The 15,422-nt window shown below is 66.4% G+C and carries 24 protein-coding genes and 1 pseudogene; 18 read left to right on the forward strand and 7 right to left on the reverse strand.

From position 1 onward, the window contains the following. Positions 1-11: 11 nt before the first annotated feature. From PSR88_RS00935 to PSR88_RS00990, 12 genes and pseudogenes are all read left to right on the forward strand, one after another. A pseudogene (locus PSR88_RS00935) lies at positions 12-798 on the forward strand (cupin domain-containing protein). Between the two features lie 461 nt (positions 799-1,259). Continuing rightward, positions 1,260-1,412 (forward strand): hypothetical protein, encoded by a 153-nt coding sequence (locus PSR88_RS00940; protein WP_009472754.1) that lies wholly within the window; start codon positions 1,260-1,262, stop codon positions 1,410-1,412. Positions 1,413-1,696: 284 nt separating this feature from the next. After that, entirely contained in the window at positions 1,697-2,410 is a 714-nt protein-coding gene (locus PSR88_RS00945) for a hypothetical protein (protein WP_342338025.1), read from the forward strand. A 5-nt stretch (positions 2,411-2,415) separates the two neighbouring features. Continuing rightward, on the forward strand, positions 2,416-3,603 hold the full coding sequence (locus PSR88_RS00950) for an SRPBCC family protein (RefSeq protein WP_342338026.1): 1,188 nt from the start codon (positions 2,416-2,418) through the stop codon (positions 3,601-3,603). Continuing rightward, positions 3,600-4,013: a gas vesicle protein GvpJ gene (gvpJ, locus tag PSR88_RS00955; RefSeq protein ID WP_016881193.1), complete on the forward strand. Its 414-nt coding sequence runs from the start codon at positions 3,600-3,602 to the stop codon at positions 4,011-4,013. The genes PSR88_RS00950 and gvpJ overlap by 4 nt, the downstream gene beginning before the upstream one ends. Next, the gene (locus PSR88_RS00960; RefSeq protein ID WP_011593509.1) at positions 4,013-4,801 is read left to right on the forward strand and encodes a GvpL/GvpF family gas vesicle protein; all 789 of its coding nucleotides are present in this window, start codon (positions 4,013-4,015) and stop codon (positions 4,799-4,801) included. Before gvpJ ends, PSR88_RS00960 begins: the two co-directional genes overlap by 1 nt. 3 nt (positions 4,802-4,804) lie before the next feature. After that, a complete protein-coding gene (locus tag PSR88_RS00965) occupies positions 4,805-5,059 on the forward strand; it encodes a gas vesicle protein GvpG (protein WP_009472760.1) in 255 nt (84 codons plus the stop codon). 6 nt (positions 5,060-5,065) lie between these two features. Beyond that, positions 5,066-5,356, forward strand: coding sequence for a gas vesicle protein (locus PSR88_RS00970; protein WP_009472761.1), 291 nt, complete (start codon positions 5,066-5,068; stop codon positions 5,354-5,356). Beyond that, positions 5,353-5,760 (forward strand): gas vesicle protein, encoded by a 408-nt coding sequence (locus tag PSR88_RS00975; protein ID WP_009472762.1) that lies wholly within the window; start codon positions 5,353-5,355, stop codon positions 5,758-5,760. Before PSR88_RS00970 ends, PSR88_RS00975 begins: the two co-directional genes overlap by 4 nt. Beyond that, complete coding sequence (locus tag PSR88_RS00980; protein WP_011593511.1) at positions 5,747-6,526, forward strand: GvpL/GvpF family gas vesicle protein; 780 nt, start codon at positions 5,747-5,749, stop codon at positions 6,524-6,526. Before PSR88_RS00975 ends, PSR88_RS00980 begins: the two co-directional genes overlap by 14 nt. 4 nt (positions 6,527-6,530) lie before the next feature. Next, positions 6,531-6,740 carry a gas vesicle protein gene (locus PSR88_RS00985; protein WP_011593512.1) on the forward strand — a complete coding sequence of 70 codons (210 nt, stop codon included), beginning with the start codon at positions 6,531-6,533 and terminating at the stop codon, positions 6,738-6,740. Then, positions 6,733-7,065, forward strand: a complete 333-nt coding sequence (locus PSR88_RS00990; RefSeq protein WP_009472765.1) for a gas vesicle protein K — start codon at positions 6,733-6,735, stop codon at positions 7,063-7,065. Before PSR88_RS00985 ends, PSR88_RS00990 begins: the two co-directional genes overlap by 8 nt. A gap of 21 nt (positions 7,066-7,086) precedes the next feature. Here PSR88_RS00990 and PSR88_RS00995 read toward each other — a convergent pair whose 3' ends face one another. From PSR88_RS00995 to PSR88_RS01005, 3 genes are all read right to left on the reverse strand, one after another. After that, entirely contained in the window at positions 7,087-7,281 is a 195-nt protein-coding gene (locus PSR88_RS00995) for a CsbD family protein (protein WP_029538518.1), read from the reverse strand. A gap of 97 nt (positions 7,282-7,378) precedes the next feature. Then, entirely contained in the window at positions 7,379-8,437 is a 1,059-nt protein-coding gene (locus PSR88_RS01000) for an S-adenosylmethionine:tRNA ribosyltransferase-isomerase (RefSeq protein WP_016881192.1), read from the reverse strand. Then, positions 8,434-9,144, reverse strand: a complete 711-nt coding sequence (locus PSR88_RS01005) for an SDR family NAD(P)-dependent oxidoreductase (protein ID WP_016881191.1) — start codon at positions 9,142-9,144, stop codon at positions 8,434-8,436. Before PSR88_RS01005 ends, PSR88_RS01000 begins: the two co-directional genes overlap by 4 nt. 184 nt (positions 9,145-9,328) lie before the next feature. Between PSR88_RS01005 and PSR88_RS01010 the strand changes: the two genes are divergently transcribed. Beyond that, the gene (locus tag PSR88_RS01010) at positions 9,329-9,649 is read left to right on the forward strand and encodes a hypothetical protein (RefSeq protein ID WP_009472769.1); all 321 of its coding nucleotides are present in this window, start codon (positions 9,329-9,331) and stop codon (positions 9,647-9,649) included. 28 nt (positions 9,650-9,677) lie between these two features. On the opposite strand, the gene PSR88_RS01015 is transcribed toward PSR88_RS01010, so the two are convergent. Further along, a complete protein-coding gene (locus PSR88_RS01015; protein ID WP_016881190.1) occupies positions 9,678-10,292 on the reverse strand; it encodes a methyltransferase domain-containing protein in 615 nt (204 codons plus the stop codon). 201 nt (positions 10,293-10,493) lie between these two features. On the opposite strand from PSR88_RS01015, the gene PSR88_RS01020 reads away from it, so the two are divergent. Continuing rightward, entirely contained in the window at positions 10,494-11,528 is a 1,035-nt protein-coding gene (locus PSR88_RS01020) for a Gfo/Idh/MocA family oxidoreductase (RefSeq protein WP_009472771.1), read from the forward strand. Between the two features lie 124 nt (positions 11,529-11,652). Here PSR88_RS01020 and PSR88_RS01025 read toward each other — a convergent pair whose 3' ends face one another. Continuing rightward, complete coding sequence (locus PSR88_RS01025; protein WP_011593518.1) at positions 11,653-11,961, reverse strand: alpha/beta fold hydrolase; 309 nt, start codon at positions 11,959-11,961, stop codon at positions 11,653-11,655. A gap of 185 nt (positions 11,962-12,146) precedes the next feature. Here PSR88_RS01025 and PSR88_RS01030 point away from each other — a divergent pair, with 185 nt between their 5' ends. Both PSR88_RS01030 and PSR88_RS01035 read left to right on the forward strand, forming a co-directional pair. Beyond that, positions 12,147-12,269, forward strand: coding sequence for a hypothetical protein (locus tag PSR88_RS01030; protein WP_016881188.1), 123 nt, complete (start codon positions 12,147-12,149; stop codon positions 12,267-12,269). A 269-nt stretch (positions 12,270-12,538) separates the two neighbouring features. Beyond that, positions 12,539-12,880: a hypothetical protein gene (locus PSR88_RS01035; protein ID WP_009472773.1), complete on the forward strand. Its 342-nt coding sequence runs from the start codon at positions 12,539-12,541 to the stop codon at positions 12,878-12,880. 61 nt (positions 12,881-12,941) lie between these two features. On the opposite strand, the gene PSR88_RS01040 is transcribed toward PSR88_RS01035, so the two are convergent. After that, a complete protein-coding gene (locus PSR88_RS01040) occupies positions 12,942-13,418 on the reverse strand; it encodes a DUF6194 family protein (RefSeq protein WP_016881187.1) in 477 nt (158 codons plus the stop codon). Positions 13,419-13,481: 63 nt separating this feature from the next. Between PSR88_RS01040 and PSR88_RS01045 the strand changes: the two genes are divergently transcribed. Next, a complete protein-coding gene (locus PSR88_RS01045) occupies positions 13,482-14,252 on the forward strand; it encodes a MerR family transcriptional regulator (RefSeq protein WP_029538512.1) in 771 nt (256 codons plus the stop codon). Here PSR88_RS01045 and PSR88_RS01050 read toward each other — a convergent pair. Next, entirely contained in the window at positions 14,203-14,832 is a 630-nt protein-coding gene (locus PSR88_RS01050) for a class I SAM-dependent methyltransferase (RefSeq protein WP_029538510.1), read from the reverse strand. The genes PSR88_RS01045 and PSR88_RS01050 overlap by 50 nt on opposite strands. A 160-nt stretch (positions 14,833-14,992) precedes the next feature. On the opposite strand from PSR88_RS01050, the gene PSR88_RS01055 reads away from it, so the two are divergent. Next, positions 14,993-15,415 carry a nuclear transport factor 2 family protein gene (locus PSR88_RS01055; RefSeq protein WP_016881184.1) on the forward strand — a complete coding sequence of 141 codons (423 nt, stop codon included), beginning with the start codon at positions 14,993-14,995 and terminating at the stop codon, positions 15,413-15,415. Positions 15,416-15,422 lie beyond the last annotated feature (7 nt).

The raw sequence follows: 15,422 nt of genomic DNA on the forward strand, positions 1-15,422 counted from the left end.
CGGAACCCTGTATGTGCGAACTGCTTCCCACCACCGACACGGAAGGCAATTCCATGAGCACGCGACGCAGCAGCCACAGCACCTCGCTCACCGGTGGCGAGATCGTCGAGCAATCCGACCTCGGCTCGATCACCCGGATAACAGCGGACACGTTCCCGATCCTGAAAGGCATGTCGATCAAACGCGTGCTGATCAATCCCGGTGCCATGCGCACCCCCATTGGCACGCGAACGCCAACGAACTCACCTATTGCGTGTCCGGAACATCCCTGGTTTCCGTTCTCGATACCGGCAGCACATTCTCCACCTTCACGATCGGCGCCGGGGAGATGTTCCACATCGATTCCGGATCTCTGCACCACATCGAGAATGTCGGCGCCGACGTCGCGGAGTTCATCATCGCATTCCGGAGCGAGCGGCCTGAGGACTTCGGTCTGGGCGCTGCGGATCCGCCCACCTGGCACGCGTCCAGTTCTGGTCGGCGCTGAAGGATCTGTCGATGTACTCGCTGCGGATCCGCGAGGACGGAATGCGCGAACCGCACTGGCACCCGATCACCGCAGAGATGGGGTACGTGCGCCGCGGATCAGCGCGGATGACGTTCATGGACCCGGACGGCTCCCTCGACACCTGGCATCTCGAGGAGGGTGATGTGTCTTTCATCCCCCGCGCGTACCCGCATCACATCGAGGTCGTGGGATCCGAGGACATCCCTCTGCCGAACTTCCCGTTCACCTCGTCCGACCCGCTCCGCGTCACCCGCACCAACCCGCTCGACGAACGCGGCGTCGGAGAGTAATAGTGCCGCAATCCGCTCTCGTTCAAGAATGGTCGCGCGGGTGATCGCGGGTATAGGGGCACAAGTGACGACACGCGGCCGGAGGACCCTGGCCCGCTGACCGCGGAGCCACTTCCTCCCGCAGCAAGACCAGGAACAGTGACAATCTGACGGCAACCACCACGTCGTCGACAGCTCGATCATCCACGACGGCGACGGCTCCCACTCAGGCGACCGGCAGCCACGAGAGCAACCTCCGCGGCCTGTTGTCGCGGGCGGTCGAGTCCGTCGCCGAATGACCGAAAGAGCACGTTTACCGGCTCGTGGACGCGGTGCGCGGCCGCGTGACACGGTCACCCAGAAATTGCGGCAGAATATCCCCGAATGGATGGACACGCTCGTCGACGCGACCGCGCAAAGCGAGCGTGGATGAAAGCCGGAATCGCAGGCATTCGGGCCGCCCTGACGGGTAAGAATCCGGTGTGGCCGCGATCAAAGCGCTGGTGTCCGGGTTGAGCGGCAAGGCCAAGGTCGCCCTTGTTCTCATCCTGACCCTCGAGGTCCTGCTCGCGCCGGTTCTCGTGGTCCTCCTGCTGGCGCTCGTCGTCGCGGCGGTGCGCGCCACTGCGCAGTGAAGCCTGAATTTAGAGTTTGACCGCGAACAGGGTTGCCGCTCAGTTGCTTTCGCTTTTCGGTACTCGATCGCACTCCCGACACAGCCCGCGTACATGCGCTGCCGCGGGAAGTTGCTCGAACCAAGTCTTCTGCTGCTGGTTGAGTGTCTCGCGGCTGGGGTAGTCCACAAGCGGCGCCCCTTACCGCGCACGGTTGTGCGACACATTTCCGAGGACGGTTCTGCGACACATTGCCGAAGTTGGCAAGCGGTGCGCCGGTGACTACTCGGTAAAGGGGTTCGACGATGAAAACCAAAGGTCAGGTGGCATTGGCCGTCGGTGCGGGATACATGCTGGGCCGTACACACCGAATGAAAATGGCACTGATGCTCGCGGCCGCGGGTGCGACCGGACGCTTCCCCGGCGGGCCACGCGACTTACTGGAACGCGGGACGAAAATGCTCGCGAGCTCCCCCGAGTTCGCCAAGATCAGCGACTCGGTACGCGAGGAGCTGCTCAACGCGGCAAAGGCCGCAGCGGTCACGGCCGCAAGCCAGCGCATCAATTCTCTCAACAACCGGCTCCTGTCGAGCGGCGGAGAAGCCGTCGGCGACGTGGGCGACACCGTGGACGACACGGTGAGCGGTGTCGGCAACTCCGTAGGCAAGCTCAGCAGGGTCGGAAGACTCGGCCGTAAACGACGCGGCCGGTCGCAGGACGACGAGTACGACGAGTCCGAAGTCGACGAAGAGCAGGACGAACAGCCCGACGAACAGTACGCCGAAGAGGACGACGAGTACGAGGAGCCCGAGGAGGAAGAAGCCGCCGAGGAGGAACCCGCCCCTCGCAAGCGCCCCGCCGCGCGTCGACGGACTTCCAGCAGCGGTAGCTCCCGGCCGGCAGGCAGGTCGCGGACCGCGAAATCCGACGAGGATGACGAAGAAGCTCCCACGCGCGGCCGCAAGACGCGGGCCAAAGCCACCACTGATTCAGCGCCCGTCCGACGGGCACGGAGGTGATGGCGATGACGAGCGCCGCGAAGAAACTACGAGAGGCCGCACCGGGTGACGGGGACGGATCGTCGAGCGTGCTGCAGGAAGCAATGCAGAGACTGGTCGGCACGGTCGCCGAGAAGGCACTGTCCTCGGTCTCGGACAAGGTGGCGAACACCTCCGGGCGGCTCACCGAGTACGCCGAGAACGGCGGCGAAGGAGGGCTGCTCGCCGCCCTCACCGGTTCCGAGAAAACGGATGACGATGAGTCAGATGACGATGAGTCACCGGACGAGTCCGACACCGGTGGCGGCTGGTGGGAGGGCGCCAAGCAGACGGTCAAGGACAAGGCGTCCGACCTCAAGGACGCGGTCACCGGCGGTGGCGGTGGCGGTAGCGGAAAAGGCAAGAAGCTGAAGTTGACCAACATCGTCGAAACGATCGATGTCGGGGTCCCGGTTCAGCTGGCCTACAACCAATGGACCCAATTCGCCGACTTTCCGTCGTTCATGAAGAAGGTCGAACGGGTCGAGCAGGAATCGGACGAAAAGCTCGAGTGGAAGGCGCAGATCTTCCTGTCGCACCGAACCTGGGAAGCGACGATCCTCGAGCAGGTTCCCGACGAGCGGATCGTGTGGCGCTCGAAGGGCGCCAAGGGGTTCATCGACGGTGCGGTGACGTTCCACGAGGTGACCCCGGATCTCACCCGCATCGTTCTGATTCTCGAGTATCACCCGAAGGGGTTGTTCGAGAAGACGGGAAACCTCTGGCGTGCGCAGGGACGCCGAGCACGGCTGGAATTGAAACACTTTGCACGCCACGTCATGACACAGTCGATCCTCCATCCCGACGACGTCGAGGGCTGGCGCGGAGAGATCCGGGACGGTCAGGTGGTCGAGCCCGAAGAGGACGAGGCGGAAACGGAAGACGAACAGGACGAAACCCAGCCGGACGAGGGCGAAGAGGACGAGACCGAGGAGCCCGCCGAAACAGACGAGTACGAGGACGAGGAGCCCGAGGCAGAGGAAGACGAGGCTGACGAGGGCGAGGGTGAAGACGAAGAGGAAGAGGAAGAGGAAGCACCCCCGCCGCCGAGACGCCGCGGTCGCCCACGCAAGACCGCGGCCGCCGCTGTGGACCAGGCCCCGAAACAGCGAGGTCGCCCACGCAAGGCAACGGCTACGAAGACCTCGAGCTCGCGACAAGGAGCACGGCGATGACGTCGATTCAACCGGCGGGGGGAGGCGGCGGCGGAGTCAGCGGTGGTCCCAGCTCGAGTAGCCTCGCCGACGTCATCGACACCATCCTCGACAAGGGCCTGGTCATCGACGCCTACGTGCGCGTCTCGCTGGTCGGCATCGAACTGCTGACGATCGACGCACGCGTCGTGGTCGCCAGTGTCGACACGTACCTGCGGTTCGCGGAGGCCGTGAACCGGCTCGAGATCGGCAGTGGCGAGTCGAAAGGCCTGACGGATCTGGTCGGGGACGTCACCGAGGGAGGCGCCAAATCGAAGACCAAGGGCGCGCTCGAGTCCGCCGGTGAGAAACTCGGCGACATCCTCGGCGGCGGAAAGGAAGAACCTGAGCGCGAACGCGTTTCGCGCAAGTCCACACGAGGTGACAAGTGATGTCTACGTCGAATGAGAACACCGACTCAGCTGAGGAGCCGCGCACCAGCGGTGTCTACGTGTACGGCATCGTGCCCGCCGACGTTCAAGCCGAAGAGGACGCTGTCGGCGTGTGTGACGGACCGGTCAGCATCGTCAAGCACGGCGACATCGCAGCGCTCGTGAGCGAGATCTCGGTGGACAGGCCGCTCGGCAAGCCCGAGGACCTCCGAACCCATGCGCACGTGCTGGACGGCACGTCGCGTGTGGCCCCGGTGTTACCGCTTCGTTTCGGGGCGGTCATGACTGATGAAGGGGCCGTCGAGGAAGAGTTGCTCGCAGCACACGCCGACGAGTTCGCCGCGGCGTTGAAGGAACTCGAAGGCCGAGCACAGTACGTGGTGAAGGGGCGATACGTCGAGCAGGCGATCCTCGAGGAAATAATCGAAGAGAACGAGCAGGCGAGCAAACTGCTCGGCGCGATCCGCGATCAGCCCGAGGAGACCACCCGCGACGCCCGCATGGCCCTCGGCGAGATCGTGAGTAACGCCATCGAAGCCAAACGCGACGAAGACACCCAGAAGGTGGTCGAGGCACTCGAGTCGCTGTCCGATTCGGTCAACGTCCGGGAACCGACGCATGAGGAGGAGGCCGCGCAAGTAGCCGCCCTCGTCGAAGTCGCGCGGCAGGAAGAACTCGAGAAGGCAGTGGGAGAGCTGGCCGAGCAGTGGGACGGCCGGGTCGACATGCGCCTGCTCGGACCGCTCGCCGCCTACGACTTCGTGGTGACGCAGAAGCCGGAGGGCTGACCGATGGGTCTGCTGTCGTTCATTGCCACGCTGCCACTCGCCCCCGTTCGTGGGGTGATCTCGCTGGCCGAGTTGATTCAGCGACAGGTCGAGGAGGAAGCCCACAATCCCGCGAGTGCGCGGCGTGCTCTCGAGGAACTGGAGGACGCGCGCGCGGCAGGCGAGATTTCCGCCGAGGAGGAAGAGCAGGCCCAGCAGGCCATCCTCGACCGGATGACCGGGACGGCACGGCCGCCCTCCGGTACGGAGAAGGAGTGACCTGCGATGGCAGAAGAGCAGCCACCTCCGTTGCCGGCACCCGAGATCGCCGAGATCGCAACGCATGACATTGCGCAGTTGACCGGCAAGAAACCGCTGGGTGCGACATCGGTCATGCCGACCGACGACGGCTGGACGGTGGAGGTGGAGGTAGTCGAGGATCGGCGAATCCCGTCGTCGACGGACATGCTCGCGATGTACGAGGTGGTGTTGGATCTGGACGGAGAGCTGTTGTCCTACCGCAGAACCCGCCGCTATATTCGCGGTGTCGGTGACAGTGGGAGCGCGTCGTCATGACCATCACCGGCGGCGGTGCGAGCAACCTTCCGCAGAGCTCGGGCGGCGGAATGGGCGGCGGGCATCAGTCGACGAACCTCGGCGAGATTCTCGAGCGGGTGCTCGACAAGGGGCTCGTGATCGCCGGAGACATCCAAGTCAACCTGCTCGATATCGAACTGCTGACCATCAAGGTGCGCCTGGTGATCGCCTCTCTGGAGACCGCGAAGGAGGTGGGCATCGATTGGTGGGAGCACGACCCCTGGCTGACCGGCAAGAACAGCGACGTCGAACTCGAGAACCGGAAGCTGCGGGAGCGGATCGCCGAACTCGAGTCCGACAGGTCGGTCCGCCCTGCCGTCCAGGCCGCCGACACGGTCGAGGTCGAGGGGAAACGTCGGAAGCCCCGCGATGACCGCGGATGAGGGTGTCTGGCTGTACAGCATCACCACCGACAGGATCGGCGACGCACAACTCGCCGGAGTCACCGGCGTGGCAGGCGAGCCGGTCCGCGCTGTGTCGTCGGCTGGTCTCGTCGCGGTGGTGGGAACGGTGAGCCTGAGCGAATTCGGGCAGGAACCGCTGCAGCGCAACCTCGAGGACCTCGACTGGCTTGCGGCAACCGCGAGAGCACACGACGCGGTGGTGGCTGCCGTGTTGCGCTGCGGTCCCACCGTTCCGTTGCGACTGGCAACCCTCTACCTCGACGACGATCGCGTTCGCCTCCTCCTCGACGAAAGACAGGACGAGTTCGGCGCAACGCTGCGTCGGGTGACCGGACGAAGCGAGTGGGGTGTCAAAGCGTACGGAGACGCGAAGGCCCTGGCGCAGAACGTGAAGGAGGATCCCGCCGCGACGGGTGCGGCAGGCAAGGGGACCGCGTACCTACTGCGTCGCCGTGCGGAGTTGAGCGCACAGCAAGACGTCGAACGCCGGGCGGCCGGCCACGCGGACGAGATTCACTCCGCCCTCCTGGGCCATGCCGTCGACGGGGTTCGACGGCAGGTCACCGATCCGGTGCTGACCGGGAAACGGGCCTGGATGATCTTCAACGGCACCTACCTCGTCGACGACGAGCGGGTCGACGACTTCGCTGCGCTCGTTTCGGCACTCGACACCGCACGCCCCGGCATCACACTGGACCTGACCGGACCGTGGCCGCCGTACTCCTTCGCCGGGATCGACGGGTGAGCACATGAGCGAGATGGTCCCCGCGGACGACACTCGCCGCATCGCGCTCGTCGATCTGCTCGATCGGGTGCTCGGCGGCGGCGTCGTCATCACCGGTGAGATCACCCTGTCGCTCGCCGACGTCGACATGGTCCGAATCTCACTGCGCACACTCATCGCTTCGGTCAGCGCACTCGTCCCCGACCCGGTCGGGCCGGAGCCCACCGATGACTGAGCCCGAGCCCGTCGATTCGGATGCACCGACCGACATCGGTCGCCGGGTTCTGCCGCAGCGAATCGACGCCGACCCCGAATCCGTCGAGAAGGGCCTGGTCACCCTGGTCCTGACGATCGTCGAACTACTGCGCCAACTGATGGAACGGCAGGCGATACGCCGAGTCGAGCACGGCGATCTCAGCGACGAGCAGATCGAACGCATCGGCACGACACTCATGCTACTCGAGGAGCGAATGGCCGAGTTGCGTGAGCATTTCGATCTCACCCCCGAGGACCTGAACATCGATCTCGGACCGCTGGGGCCGCTGCTGTCGAACGAATAGTCCGGGCTCTCCGCGGTTCGATCAATGCTTGAGGGCGTTCTTGATCTTCTTGCCCGCATCCTTGACCTTGTCTCCCATCTGCTTGGCATTGCCCTTGGCCTGCTCCTTGCTCCCCTCGGCTTCGAGGTGGGCATTCCCCGTGGCCCTGCCGACAGCCTTCTTGGCGGCGCCTTCGGCGGTTTCGACCTTGTGCCGGATCTTCTTTCCCATGTTCATGACGACGTCCCGTCCTCTGTGATCCGTTCCGTTTTCGCGATCACCAACCTCAGTCAACTCGTCCACAGCGCCGCTGTCGAGAACCTCGATCGCGTCGTCACCGTCGCAGCAACAATGCACTGTCTCCGAACTCGTGCCACAGGTAGCCACGTGCGAGCGCCTCGTCGTAGGCACGACGGACGGCCTTCTCCCCCACCACCGATTCGAGCAGCATCAGGTGTGACGCCCCCGGTGCGTGCCAGCCCGTGATCAGGCCGTCCACGACCAGGGTCGGCCTACCCGCACTCAGCACCAGGTCCGTCCAGCCGGCGCCCGCCACCGCCATGCCGCCCGAAGTGGCCTCGGTCTCGAGGGCCCTGGTCACGGTGGTTCCGACCGCGATGACGCGGCCTCCGGCGGCACGCCGGTCGTTGACCAGCCGCGCCGTCTGCTCCGGCACCTCGAACCGCTCCGGGATCGGCGGCTCCCCTCGCTCCGGCGAGGAGACCCCCGTGTGCAACAGGATCGGTGCCACCACCACCCCCGAGGTCGCGAGGTCGGTAACCATCGGATGAGTGAACGGCCTAGCGGCGCTGGCCATCTCGGCGCTTCCACCGGTGCGACCGAAGATCGTCTGGTACGAGGACAGGGGCCAGCGTTCGTGGACGTACGCGTAGGTGATCGGACGGCCCGAGGTGGCGAGCAGTTCCGCGGCTACGTCCGCGACGCCGTCGATCGAGGCCCGCCACAACCTGGTCGACCCGAGAGGCCAGGGTTTCACGAGCGTCGCAACGACACCGCGCGGCAGAATGATCCGCGTTCCCGCCGCAATCGTATCGAGGGCGCCGGAGACCGGTCCCGGCGCTCGCACCTCGACCGCCCAGTCTCCGTCCTCGAGATCGGTCGAGAAGTGCACGACCACAGGTCCGACCGCGTCGACGGTCCCGTCCACCGCCGCCGCCAGTGTCGACGACGCGTTCACCACCACCACGTCGCCCGGCCGCAGGAAACGCGGCAGGTCGTGAAATCTGCTGTGTTCCACCCTGCCCCGATCGGACACCAGCATTCGCACCGAGTCGCGCAGCAGCCCCCGGCTCTCCGGTGGGCCACTCGCCTCCAATCGCTGAGGCAGCACGAACCGGAACTCGGCCGCGGAGGGGATGCGTGCGCGGGTCACGACGACACCCCCGTGTTCGCTGCGACCGCGAAGTCCGCCGCACGGTACCGGCCGCTGGGTGGGCTGGTGTCGAGCAAATGCAGCAGTGGAGGCACCACGGTCTCCGGATCGGGCCGATCCGAGATGTCCTCGCCGGGAAACGCCGCCTGGTGCATCTCGGTGCGCATGTCGCCGGGATCGAATGCATACACCGCAAGGCCGGGTTCCTCCACCGCCAGCACCGCGGTCGCTTGGTCGAGCGCCGCTTTCGCGGCTCCGTAACCGCCCCAGCCCGCGTACGCCGCGACCGCGGCATCCGACGAAATGTTGATCACGGTCCCGCCCGCGTCCCGCACGTGCTCGAGCAACGCGGCGATCAATGCGAGCGGGGCGAGCACATCGGTCGCGAAGACCTGCGCCAATGCGTCCTCCGGATACCGGGCGAGGGCGGGCATCGGGCTGGGTCCGAGCGCGCTGGCGTTGTTGAGCAACAGGTCCAGTCGCCCCCGCGCCGCGATCTCGACGGCGATACTCTCGCGATGCCCCGGATCGGTCACGTCACCGGGGAGCGCGGTGATGCTGTGTGCCCGCGCGGCAACCCGATCGAGGGGTTCGACCCGCCTGCCGGTGACGATCACCTCCCAGCCGCGCTCCGCGAGCGCGACTGCGCTCACCCGTCCCAGCCCTGCAGATCCTCCTGTGATCAGCGCCGTCCTGGTGCCGTTCATCGCAGACTCCTTGTCTCCTGTGACATCTGCGACCATCGTGAAACCTCGAGTCCACTTCATGTCAAGGACGGCAGCGTCAGGGGACCGCCGGCCGATTCGCGGGGCACACTTCCGGGGTGGGATTTCAGGATGGAGCGGACGATAATTGGGTCCCTACCATGAGACGAATCGAGGGTGACATCGTATGAACACATTCGCAGTGCGGTCGGCGCTCGCGGCGGCAGCCGCGCTCGCCGTCTTCGCAACACCCGGTGTCGCGGCCGCGGCGCCGAACCTGCACGGGGATCCCACAACGCCGGGCACACAGGTTCAGGTCGAGAGCGATCCGGGCGACTCGAACAGCTACACCTGCGGGGCAGTCGGCGTCGCGGGAGCCGGAGTCGGCTCGAATTCCTCCGGTGGCGCCGGGCAGGTCAACGGCGCGTACTTCGGTCCCGGCCCCGTCCAGGGCGGCTGCGTCGGTAGCGACGGGTCGGTCTACTTCCCGACCGGCAACGCCGAATGACGGCACGCAAGAACGCAATGCCGAACTTTCACCGGGCCGGCCCGCCCACCGGGTGGATCCGCTCGATGGTCGCGAACCAGGCCGGTGCGCCGTTGTCGTGGAATCTCGTCTCGATCCGATCCGGTTCGATGGCGGCGACCTTCCATCCGTCGCCGGGGTCGAACGCCGCTCGCAACTCCTCCCGGCTGACGGGGTGCGGGCCGGTATGGGGACCAGCGTCGCTGAAGCACAACACATAGACGATTCCGCCGTGTTCGGTCACCGACGCCACGCTCGCCACGTAGCGTGGTCGCTCGGCGGCGTCGAACGTGTGGAACAGTCCGCAGTCCAGCACGGTGTCGAACCGGCGCCCCATTCCGTCCAACTGGAACGCGTCGGCCAGCGCGAACTCGACCTCGATCCGACGGTCGTCGGCCTTCTCCCTGGCAATCGCCAGTGCCGTCTCAGCCACGTCGACGCCCACAACCTGCAATCCCAGGGAGGCGACGTGAAGCGCGTTCTCGCCGGTGCCGCATCCCGCATCGAGCACCGCTCCGGCGAAGCCGCCTTCGGATGCCACCCGCACGACCGCCGGCTGCGGCCGGCCGACATCCCACGGCGCCGGCCCCTCGTGATACGACGCATCCCAGGGCCGTCCCGTCATGCGTTCGTGGCTGGTTGGCTGCCGACCACTGAACGGATCGGCGAGGGGTCCTGATCGCTCCGACACTTCGACGCCTCCCTGAAACGGATCGTGCCACCTCATCTTGGCACGGCACTGCGCGGTTCTCGACCCTCGACACCGCGACTGCCTGCCCTGCCGACACCGGACATATGTTCGAATGTCTTAACATATAATTTAGGCATGAGTACGAATATCGGAATTGTCGGGTACGGGCTGGGCGGCCGCTACTTCCATGCACCGTTCGTCGACGCGGCAGAGGGAATCACGCTGGGCGGCATCGTGACCCGATCCGACTCCCGTGTCGCCCAGGCCGCCGCCGACTTCCCCGGAGTGCCGGTGTTCTCGAGCCTCGGCGAACTCATCGACTCCGGCGTCGATGCCGTCACGATCACCACCCCACCGCAGACGCGACGCGAACTCGTGCTCGAAGCACTCGGGCGTGGCGTGCACGTGGTCGCGGACAAGCCTTTCGCGCCGGATCTCGAGACGGCCCGCGAGCTGGTAGCAGCCGCCGATGACGCCGGCGTGCTGCTCAGCGTCTATCACAACCGTCGATACGACGCCGACATCCGTACCCTGAAGTCGGTGTTGCCGCGACTCGGCGACATCTGGCGTGTCGAATCCCATTTCGACCTGGACGGTGCCGACACGCTCGAATCAGGCCCGGCCGGCGGGTTGCTGCGAGACATCGGCGCACACGTCGTCGACCAGATGCTGTGGTTGTTCGGGCCGGCAGAGAGGGTCGACGCCCACCTCGATTACGTCGATCGGCCGGAGGGGCGCACCGACGCCGGCTTCGTCGTCAACATCGCTCACCGCAGCGGGGTCTATTCGAGCGTCTCGTCGAGCAAGGTCAACCACCTCGAGGGGCGGCGGCTACGCGCGTTCGGCAGCGTGGGCAGCTATGTGGCGGACGGGACGGATGTGCAGGCGCAGGCTCTCTTCGCAGGGGTGCGGCCCATCGACGATCCCACCGGGTGGGGTTACGAACGACGGGAACGGTGGGGCGTCCTCCACACAGCGGATGGCGCGGAACCGGTTCCGTCGCAGCGGGGTGCGTATCAGGACTACTACACGGAATTCGCGGCCGCCGTTGCCGGCACCGGCACACAACCGGTGCCTGCCCGCACCGCGCTCGGCACCATCGCGGTGTTGGGAGCGGCGCGTGAGGCCGCGGAAAGCGGCAGCACGGTCGTCGTGCAGTCCCTCGACTGACCGGAGGCGACTGCGCCGGCGCTCACGTCGGTTCGGGGCTCGCGTCGGTTCGGGGCTCGCGTCGGTTCGGGGCTCGCGTCGGTTCGGGGCTCGCGTCGGTTCGGGGCTCGCGTCGGTTCGGGGCTCAGGACGCGGAATCGAGAAACTCGGCGACCGCCTTGTTGAACGAATGTGGTCGTTCCATGTTCGTCGCGTGCCCCGCGCGCGGAACGACGGTCGACGCTCCCTTCGGTGCGAGTGCCGCAGCCGCTGCGGCGTGTGCTGACGGCCAGAACTCGCTGTCGGAACCGGCCACGAAGAGCACGGGAAGATCGCTCGAACGGATCGTCGGACGCCAGTCGATTTTCGCATGATCGTTCAACAGGGCGAGTTCCGGTGGCGACAGTGTTCGGTCGACGCGGCCCATCGCGGCGAGCAGGCGGACCAACCGCATGCCGCGTCTCCAGATCGGGGTGCCGTGGCCGGTCGGGGGAATCCTGTCCGCAAAGGACGTGTCGACATGCCACACCTTGCAGGTCGAGCCCCTCGATGAGGGCGTGCACGAATCCGGCGCGTGTCTGCATCGTCGTTCCGTGCGGCGTGGCCGGAGCCGTCCCGTGACCCGGCAGATCCACAGCGATGACGCGGTGGCCGGCCTCGATCAGCGACGGGATCGGATACCGCCACGACGTGGCGGGGGCTGTGAAGCCCGCCGGCAACATCACGCTCGACGAGGATCGGCCGTCACCGTGCACGGTGTAGTCGATTCGAGCACCGCCGGATTCGATGGACAGCATTGCTTCTCCTATCCCCCAACTGTTCCCGGCTGACGCGCCGTGGTGCCCGCCTGCGGTCACCGTGGCGCTGGTACGGACTCGGGAATCCATCCATGGAGAACATCTCCACTCCGGGACGGTTTCACTGTGGAACCGAAATTCCTGGACTGTCGGGTGTAACGTTCCGGGCCCTCGCAGACACCATTCGAGTAGCTGTGGACGTTGGGCCCACGCATTCGAACAGGACATTACGACATGCACATCTCACTTCCCCACTCCCAGGCTTCGCGCGCGGCGAATCCGTCGGGCGCAGTGAACCGTCGCCCTCGAATCACCCTGCGGAACCGGTTCGCCACGGCCGCCGTCGCCGCCGCGATCGCCGTCATCCCCCTCGGCGCCGCTACCACCATCGCAACAGCGGCCGAACACCCCGTTGCGACAGTCGCCGCACCCACCATCCCCGGCGATCGTGGTGACCACGGTGACGGCCCCCGCCACGACCGACAACGCGACCAACGGCAAGAACGCCGAGACCAGAGCATGACGCTCGACGAACTCCTCGTCGGGTGGAACAGCAGCCAGATCTACCAGATGTGATGACGCTTGACCGAGGACGGCGCCAGGATTCGTCGTCCTCGCTTTCGCATGCCTTCCCCCCTCAGCGTGGAGTGGATTCCGCTCGTCGCTCGTAGCGCGAGCGAGCCAGGGCGTGCGCACGGCACAGCAACGCCCGCGTGACTTCGCCTGTGCGCGAGCCGGGGTCGATGACTGCCAGCCAGGCCAGTGAGCCATAGACGGGATGCGCGATGACGGTGTCGCGCGCACCGGCGTCGACGTCGGCGACGCCCTGCTCTCGCGGTGCATGGCCGGTTGCCTCGATGAACGCCTCCTTCCCGGCATGGATGTTCACCCGGAACGCACCCGCGCGGTCCAGACCCGAGCTTTCGTCGCCGGGGTAGTTCTTGGTGACGATGGTGGCGAAGGGCTGGGTCCTGTCCGGAACGATCCGATCCGGTGTGTAGTAGAAGAAGGTGTCACCCCAGCTGATCTCCGGCGAACCGTCGCCGGGGGCAGGCCTGAGCGTCAGAACATCGCCGAGGCCTTCGACGAAGTCGATGATGTCGTCCATGGTCATAGCTTCCAGCGTTTCATTAAAGTGCTTGTGGAGACCTCGAGGAGCAGACGTAGGAGAAATACGGTGACAAGTCTCCAATCGCGTCATCTGCGGACCGTCGATGTCGCCCGGCGTGCCGGATGTTCCGTGCAGCACGTACGCAACCTCGAACGCGACGGGGTGCTGCCTCCCGCAACCCGCACAGCCACCGGATACCGGATCTACACCGACGTGCATGTGCAGTCCGCGCTCGCCTATCGGGAACTCGCCATCGGCGTCGGCCCGGTCGAAGCCACACGGATCGTGCGCAGCGTGCACACGTGCCCGGCCGCGACAACGGTCGCCCTCCTCGATGCCGCGCACGCCCGACTCCACACGGAACGAACCGAACTCGCGCTGGCGAAGCAGGCCGCTGAGGCCATCTCGACCGAGCCTGTCGACGACGTGCAGGCATCCGACTGGATGAGCGTGAGCGAACTCGCCGCCGCCCTCGGCATCCGCCCCTCCACGTTGCGGCATTGGGACGCAGAGGGACTCGTCGTCCCGGACCGGGACACACCCACGGGAGCGCGCCGATACTCCCCTTCACAGGTCCGCGCCGCTCGCGTCGTGCATCAGCTACGCAAGGCCGGTTACCGCATCGCACCTCTCCACGCGGTCATGACCCAACTCGGGCACACACCCGGATCGGGTGACATCGGCGCCGCGCTCGCTGCCCGCGACCAGGCCACCACAGCCCGCTCCCGAGCCCTGCTCGACGCAACCGCTGCCCTCACCGTGCTCCTCGCACTCCGAGAAGGGGTGTTCAGTGCGCGCGCGACAACACCGCCACCAGAAAATCGGAATCCTCGCTGAACGGGCGCAGATCCCACGTCGAGAACAGCAGATCCGCCGTCAGGCCGCCGGCCTGAGCGTCCGCGAGGAATTGGGAGAACTCGTAGCCCCGGTCGGCGCCGAACCCCACAACCACTCGGCCGGTCGGGGCGAGATGAGCGGCGAATCCCGTCAGCACCGCCTCCCGGGTCGACGGCGCCAGGAAAGTCATCACGTTGCCCGCACAGACGATGACCTCGAAATCGGCTGTCACCCCCCGAGCCGGCAGATCCAACTCCGCGAGATCACCGACCAGCCACGTCGGACCGGGGTGATCCTCCTCTGCCACGGAGATGAGCACCGGATCCACATCGACACCCACCACGACATGACCGGCATCGTGCAAGTAGCCGCCGAGACGGCCCAGTCCGCACCCCGCATCCAGTACCCGACCGCCGCGGCCGAGCATCGCATCGACCAGCCGCGCCTCCCCGACAATGTCCTTGCCCTGCGCCTCCATGGCACGGAACCGCTCGACGTACCACATCGAATGCCCCGGGTCGGCTGCTGTGATCTCCTCCCACTGGCTGGGGATGCGCTCCTCGGGGGTGCGTGCACTCATTACCGATTCCTCCTCGATCCGGCCCGCTCGGCGAGCCACTGCCACCGTATGCGACACCACCTCGGCACCCACCCGCAGCCCGACGGTGTTTCGCCGACGCGAGTCTCGATCAGCGGGATGCCAGGGCCGGCGCGGCCGGTCCTCCGAGGAAGATCGAGCCATGCCCGAGTCCGTTCCCGACCGCGTCCAGATCACCGACCGCCTGCACGTCGTGGCCGACCTGCTCGACACGAAGGACTGGCCGGGGTTCGCGGCGACACTCACCGAAGATGTCGTGGCCTATGGGCGGACGGGGCCGGTGGACGTGGTCGCGCGCGTCCGCTCCTACCTCGACGTCTGCGGTGCCACCCAGCACCTGCTCGGCAACATCCGCGTCGACGTCGACGGTGACGCGGCGCGCACTCGGTCCTATTTCCGGGCGTTTCACGTCGGCCTCGGAGAACGCGCCGGCGCGACGTACGAATGCCTCGGCGAGTACCGCGACGAATGGCGCCGCGGACCTTCGGCCTGGTTGCTGGCCGGGCGGGTGATCGACGTCCGCGCCGAGATCGGCGACCGCGGTGTCATCGCACCCCTGAGCTGAACCCCGT

Origin of the sequence: Rhodococcus sp. DK176 (assembly GCF_038447315.2) — a bacterium.
Classification (GTDB): Bacteria; Actinomycetota; Actinomycetes; order Mycobacteriales; family Mycobacteriaceae; genus Rhodococcus_F; species Rhodococcus_F jostii_A.

Bases quoted from the DNA above. Each gene is read 5' to 3' on its own strand.
- PSR88_RS00970 (WP_009472761.1), top strand. From the start codon at position 5,066: ATGGCAGAAGAGCAGCCACCTCCGTTGCCGGCACCCGAGATCGCCGAG.
- PSR88_RS00990 (WP_009472765.1), top strand. From the start codon at position 6,733: ATGACTGAGCCCGAGCCCGTCGATTCGGATGCACCGACCGACATCGGT.
- PSR88_RS01025 (WP_011593518.1), bottom strand. From the start codon at position 11,961: ATGCGGTTGGTCCGCCTGCTCGCCGCGATGGGCCGCGTCGACCGAACA.
- PSR88_RS01055 (WP_016881184.1), top strand. From the start codon at position 14,993: ATGCCCGAGTCCGTTCCCGACCGCGTCCAGATCACCGACCGCCTGCAC.
- PSR88_RS00980 (WP_011593511.1), top strand. From the start codon at position 5,747: ATGACCGCGGATGAGGGTGTCTGGCTGTACAGCATCACCACCGACAGG.
- PSR88_RS00950 (WP_342338026.1), top strand. From the start codon at position 2,416: ATGACGAGCGCCGCGAAGAAACTACGAGAGGCCGCACCGGGTGACGGG.
- PSR88_RS00995 (WP_029538518.1), bottom strand. From the start codon at position 7,281: ATGAACATGGGAAAGAAGATCCGGCACAAGGTCGAAACCGCCGAAGGC.
- PSR88_RS01035 (WP_009472773.1), top strand. From the start codon at position 12,539: ATGCACATCTCACTTCCCCACTCCCAGGCTTCGCGCGCGGCGAATCCG.
- PSR88_RS00945 (WP_342338025.1), top strand. From the start codon at position 1,697: ATGAAAACCAAAGGTCAGGTGGCATTGGCCGTCGGTGCGGGATACATG.
- PSR88_RS00975 (WP_009472762.1), top strand. From the start codon at position 5,353: ATGACCATCACCGGCGGCGGTGCGAGCAACCTTCCGCAGAGCTCGGGC.
- PSR88_RS01015 (WP_016881190.1), bottom strand. From the start codon at position 10,292: ATGACGGGACGGCCCTGGGATGCGTCGTATCACGAGGGGCCGGCGCCG.
- PSR88_RS01030 (WP_016881188.1), top strand. From the start codon at position 12,147: ATGACGCGGTGGCCGGCCTCGATCAGCGACGGGATCGGATACCGCCAC.
- gvpJ (WP_016881193.1), top strand. From the start codon at position 3,600: ATGACGTCGATTCAACCGGCGGGGGGAGGCGGCGGCGGAGTCAGCGGT.
- PSR88_RS01010 (WP_009472769.1), top strand. From the start codon at position 9,329: ATGAACACATTCGCAGTGCGGTCGGCGCTCGCGGCGGCAGCCGCGCTC.
- PSR88_RS00960 (WP_011593509.1), top strand. From the start codon at position 4,013: ATGTCTACGTCGAATGAGAACACCGACTCAGCTGAGGAGCCGCGCACC.
- PSR88_RS01040 (WP_016881187.1), bottom strand. From the start codon at position 13,418: ATGACCATGGACGACATCATCGACTTCGTCGAAGGCCTCGGCGATGTT.
- PSR88_RS01050 (WP_029538510.1), bottom strand. From the start codon at position 14,832: ATGAGTGCACGCACCCCCGAGGAGCGCATCCCCAGCCAGTGGGAGGAG.
- PSR88_RS00965 (WP_009472760.1), top strand. From the start codon at position 4,805: ATGGGTCTGCTGTCGTTCATTGCCACGCTGCCACTCGCCCCCGTTCGT.
- PSR88_RS01005 (WP_016881191.1), bottom strand. From the start codon at position 9,144: ATGAACGGCACCAGGACGGCGCTGATCACAGGAGGATCTGCAGGGCTG.
- PSR88_RS01020 (WP_009472771.1), top strand. From the start codon at position 10,494: ATGAGTACGAATATCGGAATTGTCGGGTACGGGCTGGGCGGCCGCTAC.
- PSR88_RS00985 (WP_011593512.1), top strand. From the start codon at position 6,531: ATGAGCGAGATGGTCCCCGCGGACGACACTCGCCGCATCGCGCTCGTC.